18 protein-coding genes are annotated in these 14,884 nt (G+C 33.9%); 11 read left to right on the top strand and 7 right to left on the bottom strand.

What is annotated here, in order from left to right; genetic code table 11:
- Positions 1 to 117 precede the first annotated feature (117 nt).
- Positions 118 to 459: a hypothetical protein gene (locus LNQ81_RS03030; RefSeq protein ID WP_229944703.1), complete on the top strand. Its 342-nt coding sequence runs from the start codon at positions 118 to 120 to the stop codon at positions 457 to 459.
- A 31-nt stretch (positions 460 to 490) separates the two neighbouring features.
- Here the strand turns inward: LNQ81_RS03030 and LNQ81_RS03025 are convergent, their stop codons facing one another.
- Genes LNQ81_RS03025 through LNQ81_RS03015 form a run of 3 tightly spaced genes read right to left on the bottom strand, consistent with a single transcriptional unit; the run spans position 491 to position 1,952 of the window.
- Positions 491 to 700, bottom strand: coding sequence for a helix-turn-helix domain-containing protein (locus tag LNQ81_RS03025; protein WP_006259555.1), 210 nt, complete (start codon positions 698 to 700; stop codon positions 491 to 493).
- 10 nt (positions 701 to 710) lie between these two features.
- The gene (locus LNQ81_RS03020; protein WP_229944702.1) at positions 711 to 1,325 is read right to left on the bottom strand and encodes a DUF2975 domain-containing protein; all 615 of its coding nucleotides are present in this window, start codon (positions 1,323 to 1,325) and stop codon (positions 711 to 713) included.
- Between the two features lie 9 nt (positions 1,326 to 1,334).
- A complete protein-coding gene (locus LNQ81_RS03015; RefSeq protein WP_229944701.1) occupies positions 1,335 to 1,952 on the bottom strand; it encodes a DUF2975 domain-containing protein in 618 nt (205 codons plus the stop codon).
- 299 nt (positions 1,953 to 2,251) lie between these two features.
- Between LNQ81_RS03015 and LNQ81_RS03010 the strand changes: the two genes are divergently transcribed.
- Together LNQ81_RS03010 and LNQ81_RS03005 are read left to right on the top strand one after the other, a co-directional pair.
- Positions 2,252 to 3,643, top strand: coding sequence for a leucyl aminopeptidase family protein (locus LNQ81_RS03010; RefSeq protein WP_229944700.1), 1,392 nt, complete (start codon positions 2,252 to 2,254; stop codon positions 3,641 to 3,643).
- Positions 3,644 to 3,757: 114 nt separating this feature from the next.
- Positions 3,758 to 4,267: a GNAT family N-acetyltransferase gene (locus tag LNQ81_RS03005; RefSeq protein ID WP_229944699.1), complete on the top strand. Its 510-nt coding sequence runs from the start codon at positions 3,758 to 3,760 to the stop codon at positions 4,265 to 4,267.
- Between the two features lie 34 nt (positions 4,268 to 4,301).
- On the opposite strand, the gene LNQ81_RS03000 is transcribed toward LNQ81_RS03005, so the two are convergent.
- Together LNQ81_RS03000 and LNQ81_RS02995 are read right to left on the bottom strand one after the other, a co-directional pair.
- A complete protein-coding gene (locus LNQ81_RS03000) occupies positions 4,302 to 5,159 on the bottom strand; it encodes a hypothetical protein (protein WP_229944698.1) in 858 nt (285 codons plus the stop codon).
- Positions 5,160 to 5,292: 133 nt separating this feature from the next.
- Positions 5,293 to 6,177, bottom strand: a complete 885-nt coding sequence (locus tag LNQ81_RS02995; RefSeq protein WP_229944697.1) for a hypothetical protein — start codon at positions 6,175 to 6,177, stop codon at positions 5,293 to 5,295.
- A gap of 424 nt (positions 6,178 to 6,601) precedes the next feature.
- Between LNQ81_RS02995 and LNQ81_RS02990 the strand changes: the two genes are divergently transcribed.
- The 4 genes from LNQ81_RS02990 (at position 6,602) to LNQ81_RS02975 (ending at position 8,874) form a co-directional block, all read left to right on the top strand.
- The gene (locus tag LNQ81_RS02990; protein ID WP_229944696.1) at positions 6,602 to 7,147 is read left to right on the top strand and encodes a HugZ family pyridoxamine 5'-phosphate oxidase; all 546 of its coding nucleotides are present in this window, start codon (positions 6,602 to 6,604) and stop codon (positions 7,145 to 7,147) included.
- Between the two features lie 111 nt (positions 7,148 to 7,258).
- Entirely contained in the window at positions 7,259 to 7,573 is a 315-nt protein-coding gene (locus LNQ81_RS02985; RefSeq protein WP_229944695.1) for a zinc finger domain-containing protein, read from the top strand.
- Entirely contained in the window at positions 7,570 to 7,932 is a 363-nt protein-coding gene (locus tag LNQ81_RS02980) for a hypothetical protein (protein WP_229944694.1), read from the top strand. Before LNQ81_RS02985 ends, LNQ81_RS02980 begins: the two co-directional genes overlap by 4 nt.
- Before the next feature lie 585 nt (positions 7,933 to 8,517).
- Positions 8,518 to 8,874 carry a hypothetical protein gene (locus tag LNQ81_RS02975; RefSeq protein WP_229944693.1) on the top strand — a complete coding sequence of 119 codons (357 nt, stop codon included), beginning with the start codon at positions 8,518 to 8,520 and terminating at the stop codon, positions 8,872 to 8,874.
- Between the two features lie 98 nt (positions 8,875 to 8,972).
- Here the strand turns inward: LNQ81_RS02975 and LNQ81_RS02970 are convergent, their stop codons facing one another.
- On the bottom strand, positions 8,973 to 9,866 hold the full coding sequence (locus tag LNQ81_RS02970; protein ID WP_229944692.1) for a DMT family transporter: 894 nt from the start codon (positions 9,864 to 9,866) through the stop codon (positions 8,973 to 8,975).
- A 210-nt stretch (positions 9,867 to 10,076) separates the two neighbouring features.
- On the opposite strand from LNQ81_RS02970, the gene LNQ81_RS02965 reads away from it, so the two are divergent.
- The 4 genes from LNQ81_RS02965 (at position 10,077) to LNQ81_RS02950 (ending at position 13,887) form a co-directional block, all read left to right on the top strand.
- On the top strand, positions 10,077 to 10,772 hold the full coding sequence (locus LNQ81_RS02965; protein WP_229944691.1) for a hypothetical protein: 696 nt from the start codon (positions 10,077 to 10,079) through the stop codon (positions 10,770 to 10,772).
- A gap of 18 nt (positions 10,773 to 10,790) precedes the next feature.
- Positions 10,791 to 11,489: a hypothetical protein gene (locus tag LNQ81_RS02960; protein ID WP_229944690.1), complete on the top strand. Its 699-nt coding sequence runs from the start codon at positions 10,791 to 10,793 to the stop codon at positions 11,487 to 11,489.
- Between the two features lie 173 nt (positions 11,490 to 11,662).
- The gene (locus LNQ81_RS02955) at positions 11,663 to 13,228 is read left to right on the top strand and encodes a M20/M25/M40 family metallo-hydrolase (protein ID WP_229944689.1); all 1,566 of its coding nucleotides are present in this window, start codon (positions 11,663 to 11,665) and stop codon (positions 13,226 to 13,228) included.
- Positions 13,229 to 13,446: 218 nt separating this feature from the next.
- Positions 13,447 to 13,887 (top strand): hypothetical protein, encoded by a 441-nt coding sequence (locus LNQ81_RS02950; protein WP_229944688.1) that lies wholly within the window; start codon positions 13,447 to 13,449, stop codon positions 13,885 to 13,887.
- A 43-nt stretch (positions 13,888 to 13,930) separates the two neighbouring features.
- On the opposite strand, the gene LNQ81_RS02945 is transcribed toward LNQ81_RS02950, so the two are convergent.
- Positions 13,931 to 14,881, bottom strand: a complete 951-nt coding sequence (locus LNQ81_RS02945) for an alkaline phosphatase family protein (protein ID WP_229944687.1) — start codon at positions 14,879 to 14,881, stop codon at positions 13,931 to 13,933.
- Between the last annotated feature and the right edge of the window lie 3 nt (positions 14,882 to 14,884).

Here is a 14,884-nt window from a genome sequence, read left to right as displayed (position 1 = left end):
TTCATTTACATATTCTAATATATCAGCTGGTCGGTAGTCATGCTTTTACCTTATTTTGAGTGGAGAGCGTTCCTATATTGGAGTAAATGTAGAGTATATTAAAACTAAATAGAGTGTATGTCTGATATTGTTTTAATGCATAATTATAGGGGCTTATTCATATTAGGGCTTGTACTGCTAAGTGGTTTGATACATCTGTTCTGTTTATTCAGTAAGCTTATAGTGCAATTCCTTACAGGTGAAATCGTATGGATAGGATTAAAAGGAGTAATAGGTATTCTTTTGTATGTCGTAACTGTAGTGGCTATGACACTTATTTTTATTGGAGCTTATTGTTTGTTAAGTTATGTGATTAAAGAGGTTAGTTGGCAAGGTTATCCAGATCTAGTTTATTATTTTATCTCAATTATGGGATTGTTGATAAGTGGTGGTTACGGGATAATAGTTGTTAAGTGGTAATTATTTAAAGTAAGAAGACCAAGCGCTTAGCTTAGTCTTCATTTACATATTCTAATATATCAGCTGGTTGACAATCTAATTCTTTACAGATTGCCTCTAATGTACTAAAGCGTATGGCTTTCGCTTTATTGGTCTTGAGTATGGATAGATTACTCACTGTGATACCTACACGCTCAGCCAACTCATTAAGCGATATCTTTCGCTTAGCCATCATTACATCAAGGTTTACTATTATCGGCATATCGTGGGGGTTATATGATTAAGTCAGCTTCTTCTTTTAACTTTAAGTGCTGTTTAAGCACTTCTACTATCATTAGCAAAATTAAGGGAATAAAGAAGATTGTAAAATTAAAGTCACCTTTTACAGCTTCTAGGTTATATAAAGATGCTATTCTCGATGCTTCGTAGGTAGATAGATATTCGAGTATGTTCTCGTAAATAGCAAGACCTAAAAGTATAGAAGCTAGTACTTTTATACGTTTAATTTGAATACGGCTAACAGTTTCTCCTTTGTATAAAAACTTTAGAATAATAAAGCTATTGTATAAGGCATAGACTATAAAAACGATAAAAATAAATGAACTCATTATCATAACAGTTCTAAGAAGTGAATAACTAAAAGGAACATCGTCTACACGAATTCTACTTGTTGAATCAGTTACAGCTATTTTAGGTGAGTTATGATTAGTCGTTAGTTTTGCATTGTATTCTATACTGTTTTTGATTGTTATATAGTAAGGATTTGTCAAAGTAGTGCTCCCGCTGTCATAACCTTCATTAAAACCTCTTTTCATATCCTTAAAATGATTGTTAAAGGAAAATAAATAAGCAATGATTAATAATATAGTTAGAAATTTTAGTTTCATAAGATCAAGTTATATGGTTAGTTCAGCATTTTCTTTTAAAGTTAAATGTTGCTTTAATACTTCAACAATCAATAACAGAATTAGAGGAATAATAAATAACGAAAAATCATAGTCATACTTAGCTAGGTCGAGGTTATAGATATTAGCTACTTCTTGTTGTTCTTTGTTTGAATAATAAATAAATATATTCCCTAATACAGGTAGAAGTAGTTGAAAATAAGCTAGAATTTGTAGTCGTCTTATTTGACTATTAGATACTATGTTACCGTTATATAAGTTTTTAAAGAATTTTATAAATACAACAATGATAACTGGGGAAAGGAGTATAGTAAGGATACCTAATAAACCTATGAAGAAATTACTAATCCCGTTTAAATGTTGTTTAGGAACTTCTACTTCAATAGTCTCTTTTATTTCACGTATTTGTATATCAGTAGTTTTTTTATCTGTTAGAGATAAATGAAGGTCAGAGGTATCACTAGGAGTCTGTTTAACGACCAAAGTAGTATACGCTTTATCATCATGACATTCTGTTTCATTATACCCTTGTTGAAAATCTTTAAAGTGTACACAAAGATTGGCTATATATAATACAATAAATATAACTGTAAGTAATTTCAGTTTCATAGTGTTTAGTTTTAAAATAAGACATTAAATATCTTTTCGCATAACTCTACTAATAGAGAACCTAGTTGTATTAATATTTTAATCATAGTACATAATGTTAGTTGGTTAAATAGTTCTCCAAAAGTAGCTGATAATTTTTAATAAACAAATAATATTTATTGTTTTTCGATAAATAATAGTCTAATTACAGTAAATATATCCTTTTGAGATACTTTAGATATATTGACAGACATTTAAGAGTAGCTCTTTTTTAGTTGAGTCTAAAAATGTTATATTTGCCATAACATAAATCGACAAAGATGATACAATTAGTAAATAACATTAAGGTAAACGGAAATGTAGTTTTCGTTTTGAGTAATGACAATAAAGGAACTGTTGAGGTTCCTGCACTTCTAAATGACTTCGTAAAAGCATTTGAAGAAGGAAAGAAAGAAGAGGATTTCGCTAAAATAGGGAGTCAGTATTTCTTCTTTGTGAAAGAGAACGCGACTTTGGAGAAAATGCGTTTAGCAGGTAACAATATCCGCAAACAATTAGACAAAAAGGCTGATAACTTGACTATCGTAGGTAACGGTGCTTCTACATTAGCTTTAGTAGAAGGATTAATGTTGTCTAACTACCAATTCTTAAAGTATTTCAAAGAGGCGGAAGATATGAAGTTCACTTTATCAAATGTTGAGGTAAAAGGTGACTTCACAGCGAAGCAAATCAGTGATTTAAATAATACAGTAAAAGCTGTCTACTGGGCGCGTACTATGGTAAACGAGCCAGTAAGTTTCTTAACTGCTACACAGTTATCTAAAGAGATAGAGTTATTAGGTAAAGAGGCTAACTTCTCTGTAAAAGTATTAGGACGCAAAGAGATAAACGAATTGAAGATGGGTGGGTTAATCGCCGTGAACAAAGGTTCTATCGAGCAAGCAACTTTCACTATTATTGAGTACAAACCTGCTAACCCTATCAACAAAAAACCTATCGTATTAGTAGGTAAAGGTGTGGTATATGATACAGGAGGATTAAGCTTAAAACCAACTGCAGGTTCTATGGACTCTATGAAGAGTGATATGGGAGGTGCTGCTTGTATGGCTGGTACTATCTATGCTGCTGCTTTAAATGAAGTAAATGTACATGTGATCGGGTTAATCCCTGCTACAGATAACCGCCCTGGTGGTGATGCGTATGCTCCTGGAGATGTTATCACGATGTATGATGGTACTACTATCGAGGTATTAAATACAGATGCTGAAGGGCGTATGATCTTAGGGGATGCTATTGCTTATGCTAATCAATATGAGCCTGAGGTAATCATCGATGCGGCTACACTTACGGGTGCTGCATTAGTAGTAGCTGGAGATATGGCTGCGTGTATTATGGGGAATGCTGAGCAAACGATGGATGCTATCATCGCTTCAGGATATAATGTACACGAGCGTCTTGCTAAGTTACCTTTCTGGGATGACTATAAGGATTTGCTAAAATCTAATGTGGCTGATATGAAGAATATCGGTGGACGTTATGCAGGTACTATCACAGCAGGTAAATTCTTAGAGCACTTCGCTAAAGCGCCTTATGTACATATGGATATCGCAGGTCCAGCTTGGATGGATGCACCTAGAGATTATAAAGGTAATGGTGGTACAGGAAGTGGAGTACGTACTCTAGTTGACTTCTTGACTAACTATAAAGGATAATAGTCTTATAGATATAAAATAATATAAACGAGGGTAGTTTTGACTATCCTCGTTTTTTTTATTCTTGTTTTAAGTTTTATCGTATTTTCGTGTTTCTATAAAATGACTAAAACAATGAATAACTTAGCAGAAACAACGACTTTTACGACTGTAGATAAAAGTAATATACACTTAATACTACCTTTAGCAGAGAAGATATGGGAGGATACATACCTTCATATTATCGGACAAGAGCAGATAGATTATATGCTACCGATGATGTATGGTACTGAGCGTATCTTAGGTGAATTAAAAGAAGGGTATAAGTGGGAACTGTTAATGCAAGGGGAGGAGTTATTAGGCTACACGAACTATAAGCTTATGGAAGACAACCGTGTGTTCCTTTCTAAACTATACACGAATGTGTATAAGCAAGTAAAGGGATTAGGTGTGTTTATGTTTGAGCACGTAGTAGAGTATGCTAGACGAGAAGGTGCTACTGCGGTATATCTTACAGTAAATAAGAATAACCAACGTGCCATAGACTTCTATATTCGCAGTAATATGAAGTGTATCGACTCTAAGACTTTCGATATCGGACAGGGATATGTGATGGATGACTATATTTATCAGTTAGATTTATAATAAGAAAGGTTAGCTTATGGGCTAACCTTTCTTATTACTCTACTATATCAATTTCCTTATACACGAATTCATAATCATAAGTTGTACTAGCTTGATCGGAAGGATCTAATTTTACTAATTTTTTGACTTGTGCAGTTATAGGCAAATCTTTAGTGTTATAAGTATAGTCTATTGTCGTCATTAATTCTCTAGTATCTATTTGGACTACATTGTTCTGTTGGATGTAGTTCGTGTACATTAGGTCATCAGGACTTAAATCATTAGAAATATTAAAGGCATAAGGAAGGAAAGAAAAAGGGTATTTCTTTTTGTCGTATGTATAAGTTGTCTTGTTGTTGTCTAAGTTTACAAGTTTAGCATTGTTATTAGGGTCATAGATAAAGTTAGTTGTTTCGGGATCAGAATATTGAGGGAGAGATTTTTTTTCAATTGTTCCTGGTAAATCAAGTTTGTTATAGGTAATCTCACTTACTCTTGATTCATCATAATATTGATCTTTAAATTCGGTGGTTTGTAGTATGTTTTTTTCGTATACTAAGTCTAAAGTCATCTTTTTTTCGCCAAAAATCACTTTGTTTAATTTGTTGTTCTCGTTTAATTCCATTGTTGTTGTAAAGGAATCAGTGGCATTTCCATTTTCTACTAAATATGATTTGATAGAAGTTAATTGACCTAGAGTATTGTAAGCGAAATCATATTTGGTGATAGAAGTTTGGCTTTGACTACTCGATCCTGATACTACATTCATATCACCTTCTAATACTGTTTCGTAAATAGGTACGTGAGTCTTTTCTATTATTTGACTTACAACAGTCATTTTTTTATGTATCTGACCGAGTGCATTTCCTACTGTTAGTAGTAATACAGGAATTAGTAACAACCTTCTTTTCATAGCGCTTTTTATTATATATCAATAGATTAGTTTTTCTTTGGCTATAGTAAAAGTACTGATAAATTAGGATATGTTGTGTATAAAATATAAAGACATCTGTGTACAGATACGCAGATGCCTTTTATACTTTACGTTATTTAGTGATAGGAACTTCTATCTCTTTATAGTAAAACTCCTGTTCGGCAGTCACTCTACTATCTTTATCGTTTGACTTGGATGACTTAGTAATCTTAGCAGTTAGTGGCATGTCCTCTTCATTATATGTATAGTCAATAGTAATAATGTAGTCATTATCCTCTGCCTTGATGATATTATTCTTAGGGCTGTAATGTGTAAAAGTCAACCAATCTATTGATAAATAATAGAATGGATTATTATAATATGGCTGCCCACTTAGTAGATATTTTTTATCATCATAAGACAGTGTCATTACTTCATTAGCATAAGTACTTACTTTTACATTGTACTTCTCATCATATTTAAAACTCAACTCTATTACTTGATTTGGTTTAGTAGCATTACCTAACTGTGCTCTGATGGGTAGCTTCTGTTTATCATAACTGTACGTAGTAAGTACTAACTCTTTAAACTCTGGTTCATAATGTGAAATCTGGTGTAGTAAATTGTTGTCATACACTACTTTTAGTTTATCTGTATCATCATCTAATGATAATGCTATTATCTGCTTTTTAGTATTTAGTTCTACTCCTAAATTAGAAGGATTAATCTCTTTATCTTGTTGGATATTACACGAATAAGTATTGATTATTTGACCTTTTTGGTTATAAGTAAATGAGAATTTGCGCTCTTCTACTTCAGTAGTGATATTTTCTTTGGAGCTGTTAACTTTTTTAGGATCTAATATTGTCTCTGTCACTAAGAGATGGCTTTTCTCTATGGCATAGTCTAATACAGTTACCTTTTTAGTTTTGATTTTCTTTGCATTGCGTGCAGTATTAGAAGTACCGCAGTTCGCTAGTATTAAGAATAGTGGGGCTAGTATAAATATTTTTCTCATTGTTGTTTTGACTTGGTATTAAACCCAGAATCAACATTAGCCAAATACTACACAGCAATTCTACTTCATAGTTATTTTATTTGCTCTATAGTTATGCTATTGTATGCTTAAATCGCTAATTTAGAAATATCTAGTATATTTCTTTTTCGTTTATCTGCCCAATGTTGATTCTGGGCTAAAAATACAATTAATTTCAAAAAACAAAAGTTGTAGTCAAGTTAATTCCCTGTGATTATTACATATTATACAGTGGGATAGTTTTAACTCACATTATGTATTAACTAAATACACTAAGCAATTCTATTTCATAATAGTTGTCTATCTCAATATTCAATATTTAAGTTCTATAATCATGTTAAACAACATTCTTATTTTTATTTAGTTTAAATAATTTATTATATTCGCTACATAAAATATATAAGAGATGAGTACAGATACAATAAACCCAAATTTTGACCAACATAAAGTAAAGCCAAAAGCACCTAAGGTTGCAGAGTTAGTTGATTCATGCAAGTCAGTGATGATGGCTACTATCAGTGAAGATGGTACACCACTAGTAAGTACTGCTCCATACTCTAGAGTAGGGAATGAGTTTCAGATACTAGTGTCTTTTATGGCAAAACACACAAAGAACTTACGCGATCGCAAACAAGTATCGTTTATGTTTGTAGAAGATGAGGCTGCTTCAAAACAGTTGTATGCTAGACACCGCCTTACATTAGATACTCAAGCAGAATTAGTAGAGAAAGACAGTCCACTATATGAGCAAGCTATTGCAGATTTAAAAGTGAGACACGGTAAAGTAGTAGAGATATTAGATAATCTTGAAGACTTCATCATGTTTAACTTTAAACCTATCAAAGGATCATATGTAAACGGATTCGGTAGTGCATACTTCGTAGATGAAAACCTTGAAGTAATGGAACACAGAAGAGGTGCTCATGGTCAACATAACGTAGAGCAAAAATAATAAGTATATTTTTATTAACGGAAGAAGCCTTTAAGCCCTTTTAGGGAGTGGAGGCTTTTTTTTATTGTATTAGAAAGCAGTAGCTTTGAAGATTAAGCTTAAAACCCTGTCATGTCTAAAGGTCAAGTTCATATTCGTTGCTCTAGTTGTGGAACATTTAATGTAGATGTAGAGATCTGCGCTACGTGCGGTCATTCTTTAAATGTGGTAAGACAAAGAGAACAAGTACGCAAAGCTGCTGAGCGAGAACGTATCGCTAAAGTTCTAGCAGAAGAACCAAACGTGATAGAGAAGTTCTTATTAAAGATGACGAAGCATCCTTGGTTAGTCGTTCGCTTATTTTTTAAAGTCATTTATGGAGTATGGTTTGCCGTTATGGCGATAGCTATGTTCTTAGCGTGGTTAATCGGAATGATAGTAGCATGAGGGTGTTAAGACATTGGACTTTTGTAGCGATGGCATTAGTAGGGATGCTTATCTACATTCTCCAGCGATTAGGGATACCATTGCCTTCGATTATCAATAACTACCTTAATGATATGCTGTCTATTCCTATAACCTTATTTATTATATTAGGTGTAGTTCGCACGTGGAGAGGTAAGGCTTATCTATTATCTGTTCCTATGATCATAAGTGTTGTGGCGTATTATGCTATCTATTTTGAATATTATTTACCCATGTACCACCCTCGATATACTGCCGATATACTAGATATCGGTTGTTACAGTCTAGGAGGAATTATATTCTATCTCAACCAAAGGTATTTATTGACAACTCAACATTGATTTAGTACAAATGACAATTTTCTATTGTCATTTTTTAGAGCACAACATTTGTCAAAAAAGGATAAATGTTTTTTTTCTTTTCAAAGCCAAATCAATGTTCTTGAAAGGCATTTCAACCATTTCTATCTCATTTTTTTATGAAATAACCTGCTTTTAAAGGTATTCAATACTTTAAACAAAAAATGAGTGTCAATTTTTTTGAACTAGAAAAACGATTAAGTTATTGGTATTTAGTTGTTTGTTGTTTATTTGTCCTATTCGCTATTTTGACTATACTGCTCTTAACCCTAGTAAATACGTGCTTTGTTTTGCATTCCTTCGAGTATTCCTTCGAGTATTCCTCGAGAATAAGTAGAGAATGGTGGGCTAGAGAGGCAGTTTGTCGAATAAATCTCCTTTTATACTCGAGCTATTGTTCTAGGAAGGAAAAAGAAGAGTTACATAAAAGAGGAATATCTGTGAGGTATGGAATAGTTGATCTCAACAAGAACCCCTCTGCCAATCAAAAAAACAATACCTTTGTGTCCTTACTGGGTTAAGATCATGACTACGCTACACCAGTGAGTTTTATAAAGAAAACAGACTATGATTACAGTATTTTATACAGATTATTATGAGCATGTCTCAGAGGAGAATCTTGAGTTAACGTTAGAAGAATGCCTTGAGTTGTTCGATGAGACTATAAACTTAGTAGATAACTTAGTTGGTATTCAGGTAGGGAAGCACACGATGCAGTTTCACTGTGATGAGGATCACATCTTAGTAGAGGTGATTAATCCTTCTACACTTATTAACGCGCAGATGTATGCTGATAAGGCACAGTGTCTAGAGATCATCAGAGAGATATATGATAAGCAACAACTATTCGTCTATCCACAGATGAAGCTAGTGGATGTTCGCAAAGAGAGTCTTGATGATGTCTTAGAACGAGGAGATCAGTAATCATACAGATCTAGAGTTAGAAGATAAAATATAAAAGCCTGCTAGTAAGATATTGCTAGCAGGCTTTTTATATTTATACAGATGACTGTTTTATATTTTTAGTTCTTTTTTGATATGATAACTAATGTCACAGCCCCTAGTACGAATGCTAGACCTAGTGCTGACATCCAATCAAAATGCTCAGCAAAAAACAACGTACCTACTAATACAGCTACTACTGGTTCCATTGAGCCTAAGATGGAGGTTACTGTAGATCCTGCGTGCTTCACTGCTAGTACTAGACATAAGTCAGAAATAAATGTAGCGAATACTCCTAGTAATATCAGATTTATCCAATCACTTCTTAGTAATATAGGCTGTATTCCTGAAGTGAATAAACAGTAAAATAAGAAGATCAAACACCCCATTAGTAGAACGTAGAATGTCAGTGAATCGAAGTTCATCTCTGCTATTCTACTTTTATTAAGCCCTACGATGTATAATCCGTAGGTAAATATCGTTAATGCTGATAGTATTAATCCTGTGAATAGTGAGGGAGAAGCCTCTCCGTGTATGCACATCATTCCAACTCCTATTAATGATAATACAGAAGCTATGATAAGCGCCATCGACTTCTTTTCTTTATAAAACATAATCATCACTATACTGACGAATATTGGGTATAGAAAGTGCACTGTGGTAGCTAGTCCGCTATCTATATACTCATACGCATCAACTAAAAACTTAGCTGTAGCGGCATATAGTAGCGCCAAGAAAAAGACGACTGCAAGGTCTTTAATAGATATTTTTAAGCTCGTTTTTTTGTATAAACACACTGCACCCATCGTAACAGATGAAAACAAAAATCGGTAAAATAGAATGGTCGGTATACCAATTGCTACCATTCCTTCTGGTCGCAAATTAGGTAAGATCATCGGCAGGGAAAATAAAGGTACCAAGCCAAATGTACCTGAAGAAATCAAAGCGAATAGAATTCCTTTAAGGTTTTTCATTGTTTTAAATTAAAATCTGCGCAAAGGTAAGATTTCATTATTGGCTATTGTGAGCAGTGTGTATTATTGTTAAACTCTTGTTTTAGCTAGGTTAGGACTGTTTGTTTTGACAAGGGATTTGGTAGAGAAAAGTCAAGATGATAACGTTTTTCGTAATTGTTTTAGAATAAGATAATTAAGGAATAGTGTATCTTTAACATAAAATTCGATATGGGAAAAACAATAATGTTGTTTATTCTGATACTTTCTCTATCAGGATGTAAAGAGCAGGGAGTGGTTATCCCTGTACCAGATACACAATTAGAAGGGGTAAAAGGAAAGGTGAAGAGTAGAGTGGCTACTAGTTTTGTTGCTTTATTAGGAGCAGCAAGTAAGCAAATCACTCTGTATGATGAGCAAGGATATAAGATATCAGAAGAGGTACTCTTAGATGAAATTAAGACAGGAGAATATTCTTTATTGGCTAGAATGGAATATACACCATATCAAGATAGTACTAGAATTAGTAAAACGTATGGGGCAGACCACAAGTTATATGATGTGACAACGACTAAATGGCTTACTAGAGATGAGTATATGACAACTATAGATAATGAAGAAGAAAAAGGAGAGATGCATAAGGAGGTAGTAAAGACAGATGATAAGGGGAGGCAATCCTATAAAGTAGTATTAAGAGAGTATATAGGCAAAAGTCAAGTGGATATTATCTCTAAAAATATATATGAGTATGATGATAAGGGGTATAAAGTGTTGGAGAAATCAAGTTTTATGACTGAGTCTTATGGTAAGATTAAAGTAACTAATTTGACATTTGATAAGTATGCTAATATAGTAAGGCAAAAAATATCTAGTGAGGACATAGATGCTAATTATGAAGTAGAGTATACATATGAGTATTATGAATAAAGAATGTTTAGAATAGAGATGAGAAAGATATTATTTTTAGTGTTACTATTAGGGCTGCAAGGATGTAAGGCAGAGGTGAACAATACTCCTCCTACAGATTTGCAACTTGAGGGATTAAGAGGTGAAGTGAAGAAATTAACCGAGGTTACTCGTATGCCAAATACAGCTGTAGTGACTCAGCAGGTGAGTACTTATGGGATAGATGGATATAAAACATCACTAGAATCATTAGATAACGAACTAGACCCTGAAGTATTAGAGTTTAGCACGAATGGTATCGTTAAGTATGAGCCCTATATTAATATGGTGCGCAAAGTAACTAGTTATGACTATGAGGGTAAACAATTAAGTGAAGGCAAACAAAAGTGGTCTACTCTTAATGAGTATACACAGACAACTACCTATATCACTACTCCTGATGTCATCACTACTTTAAAAGGAAAGAGTAATAAGGAAAGATTGCTATTATCGATACAAATAATCAGTAAACTTAAGGCGGATAATCAAGAACAGTTAAACGTTTTGAGTACAATGACCTATGAAGGAAATAGTTATCAGAACGGATTAGTTCAGAAGGACGCTATACTAAAGGAAGAAGAGAAATATGTGGTAGAGAATAATGCCTTTGATAGTTTTGGCAATGTTACACAACAAGTTATTTATACAAATGAAGGAGTGTTGTTTCAGGAGAAGGTGATTAGTTATGAGTATTATTGATTGTGATTGTTATAATAAAAAGAAGTGAGTTTTGTATAATAGATTCTTTTGAGTGGTGATTATTGTGAAATCATTTGTATAATCTAGTATCTTAAGGTAGAATGTGAATTATAAGGTTTGGTTATTTGAGTTAAATGTGTAATTTGCTCAGCTAAACAAAACACCAAACAATAATGAAATTAACCACTACGATTACGAAGTCGATAGCACAAGGGGTATTGGGAGTAGCAATATTCTCTAGCTCATTAGCTATCGCACAAAAACAAGACCCTATAGTAGATGCTATAGTAAAAGAAGGAACGACTAACTCACAGTTGAGAAACTATGCATTCGAACTAATGGATGTGATAGGGCCTCGCTTAGTAGGTACACCACAGATGATGCAAGCGCATAACTGGGTAAAGAATCAGTACCAATCTATGGGATTTGAAGCACGCAATGAAGAGTATGGAACTTGGAAAGCTTGGGAACGCGGTACTACACAAATCACAATGACTTCTCCTCGTATTAAATCAATGGAAGGAATGCAGCTAGCTTGGAGTCCAGCTTCTAAGAAAGGTGGAGTAGATGGCGAAGTAGTAGTACTGACAGATGCAAAGACTAAGGCTGACTTTGAAGCTTGGTTGCCATCTGTAAAAGGGAAGTATGTATTAATCTCTATGCATCAGCCTACAGGTCGTCCAGACTACCAATGGAAAACGTTTGCAACAGAAGAATCATATACGAAAATGACAGAAGAGAAAGCTGTAGCTGAAAAAGCTTGGGCTACTCGTATTAAGAATACTGGGTATACAGCTAAAGAGTTGCCAAAAGTATTAGAAGATGCAGGTGCTGCAGGTGTAGTGATGTCATACTGGACTGGTATCATGGGATCTAATAGAATCTTCGGTGCTGAGACTAAGAAGGTACCGACTATTGATATTGCTGTGGAAGATTATGGTATGCTATATAGATTAGCGGAGAATGGGAAAGCACCAAGAATTACAGTTAATGCTCAGTCTAAAGATCTAGGTACTGCTAAGACGTATAATACAGTAGCAGAATTAAAAGGAGGAGCTAAGGCAGATGAGTATGTTATCTTATCAGCTCACTTAGATAGTTGGGATGGTGGTACAGGAGCTACTGATAACGGTACAGGTATTATCACAATGATGGAAGCTGCTCGTATCTTAAAGATAGTATTGCCTAATCCTAAGCGTACGATACTTATCGGTAATTGGGGAAGTGAGGAGCAAGGACTTAATGGGTCTCGTGCGTTCGTAGCTGATCATCCAGAACTACACAATAAAATACAAGTAGTGTTTAACCAAGATAATGGAACAGGTCGTGTGGCTAATATCTCAGGCCAAGGATTCTTAAACTCTTACCAGTATATTACAGATTGGTTATATGCGGTGCCTGAAAAATATAAGAAAGAGATTAAGACTAGCTTTCCTGGTTCTCCATCAGGGGGAGGTTCTGACCACGTATCATTCGTGAGTAAAGATATCCCTGGATTTATGATGAGTTCTTTGAGTTGGGGGTATGGTAACTACACTTGGCATACTAACCGAGATACAGCAGATAAGATCGTGTATGACGATGTACAGAATAACGCTATCTTAATCGCTATTATGGCTTATAAAGCTAGTGAAGAAGCAGAGTTAGTATCTAGAGAGAAGATAGTACTTCCTCTAAACAATAAGGGTGAACGTCAAGAGTGGCCTGAGTCAAAAGGACCTAAACGTACAAGTAATTAATATAGTAGAAGGATGTTCGAGAGAGCATCCTTTTTTGTAATAGATTCTTGTGTACTAGTTTCTGGTATTTATGTTTGTTATTTGGGGTTAAATTAAATGTAGTATTTATTATAATCTTAATTTTATTGTTTTATGTTTTTATTTTTAGTTAAATAATGTTTTTATAACATATACTTTTATTCTGTTATTTTACATTGCGTACTTAAAATAATAGAAATATGAAAAATATGAGTTTGGTTGTGGTGATGTTGATTACTGTGTTATTAGCTAGTTGTTCTAAAGAGGATATGCCTGCTAATGATAGAGATATAAATGTTCAATACACAGGTACGTCCGTAGAAAACAGAAGTGAGAAAGAGTACACGAATTTCTACTTTACTGTGAAGTCTAAGGTAAAGACTCCTATGGAAGGATATGTAGAGGCGATAACTACTATGAATGAAAAACTAAAGACAGAAAGATTCTCGCTAAGTTTAGGAGAGACGAAAGAAATCTCTATTAAGAAGGAGGGAGTTATAGTGAGTAAAGATTATATCAAAAGCTATAAGGTCTATGCTATACCTGTCAATTTGAATCCTGCATTTCCTAATAAAGGAATACCAGGTTTTATGAATAATCCTATTCCTAATTTACCTGTTAGATGGAGAGAAAGTAAATAAGAAAGGAGCCGCTTGGCTCCTTTTATTATCTGTGAAAGATTATTTATTTAAAAATATCTTTTATTACTTTTCCCTTGCTGTATTCTAATTTTACACCTAATAACTCAGCCATTGTATTTGCAACATCTATCTGTTCATAACTTCCTGTTGTAATGGTAGCATTTTTCTTAAAGTCTGGTCCCATAGCGAAAAACTCTATATGGCGACAACCTCTACAGCTATCGCCGTGGTTTATAAAACCATTTTTCACTCCATCTAAGTGACGTCCATGATCATTAGAAACCATTAGTGTTGTTTTGCCTTTGTAGTTAGGTTGAGTTTGTAAAAAGTCCCAAATCTCTTTAATACTTTGATCAGTAGTTTTGATTGCTTGGATATATTCATTCCATTTGTTAGCATGACCATAGCTATCTACATCTTTTAAGTTAATTACAACCACGTTAGGTTTGTCAGATGTAATTACCTTTTTAAAATTAGCGATGGTCACAGCATCCTCTCTATATCCAGATGGGTTACCTGATATACCAGCATCTGCTTTAGGCATAAACTTGCCATTCCATTCTTTGTTTTTCGTATTGTTTAGCACTTCTAGTTTGTCTTTCGATACGATAACCCAAGCTTTGCTATTGTCTTTTTTAGAGTGTTTAAGCCATTGTTGTAATACAGAAGGATTTGAAGGAAGTTCTTTCCCATTATTCTGTATACTGTCATAGACTCCTGTAATTAAAGCTGTATGACCAGCATTGGTATTTGTCAATCCGTTGTTTTGAAAGTTGTTAATAAATACTCCTTCTTTTAGCAATGATACCCGGTTAGGGATATTCTTCTTCGTTTTATCTTCCCATGTTTCAGACATCCTAGGTCCGTCAATTACCAATAATACCACATTCTCTGTTTGGTATTTTTTGTTTTCTTTTTTATCATCTTTATTATCGTCATTAGAGCAAGATACTAATGAAGCACAAAGTAATAGACTAAAAATAATTCGTTTCATATT

It is taken from the genome of Myroides oncorhynchi, assembly GCF_020905415.1.
GTDB lineage: Bacteria > Bacteroidota > Bacteroidia > Flavobacteriales > Flavobacteriaceae > Flavobacterium > Flavobacterium oncorhynchi_A.
Note: the sequence above shows the minus strand (reverse complement) of the source record. Positions and strands in the feature narration are given on the sequence as shown.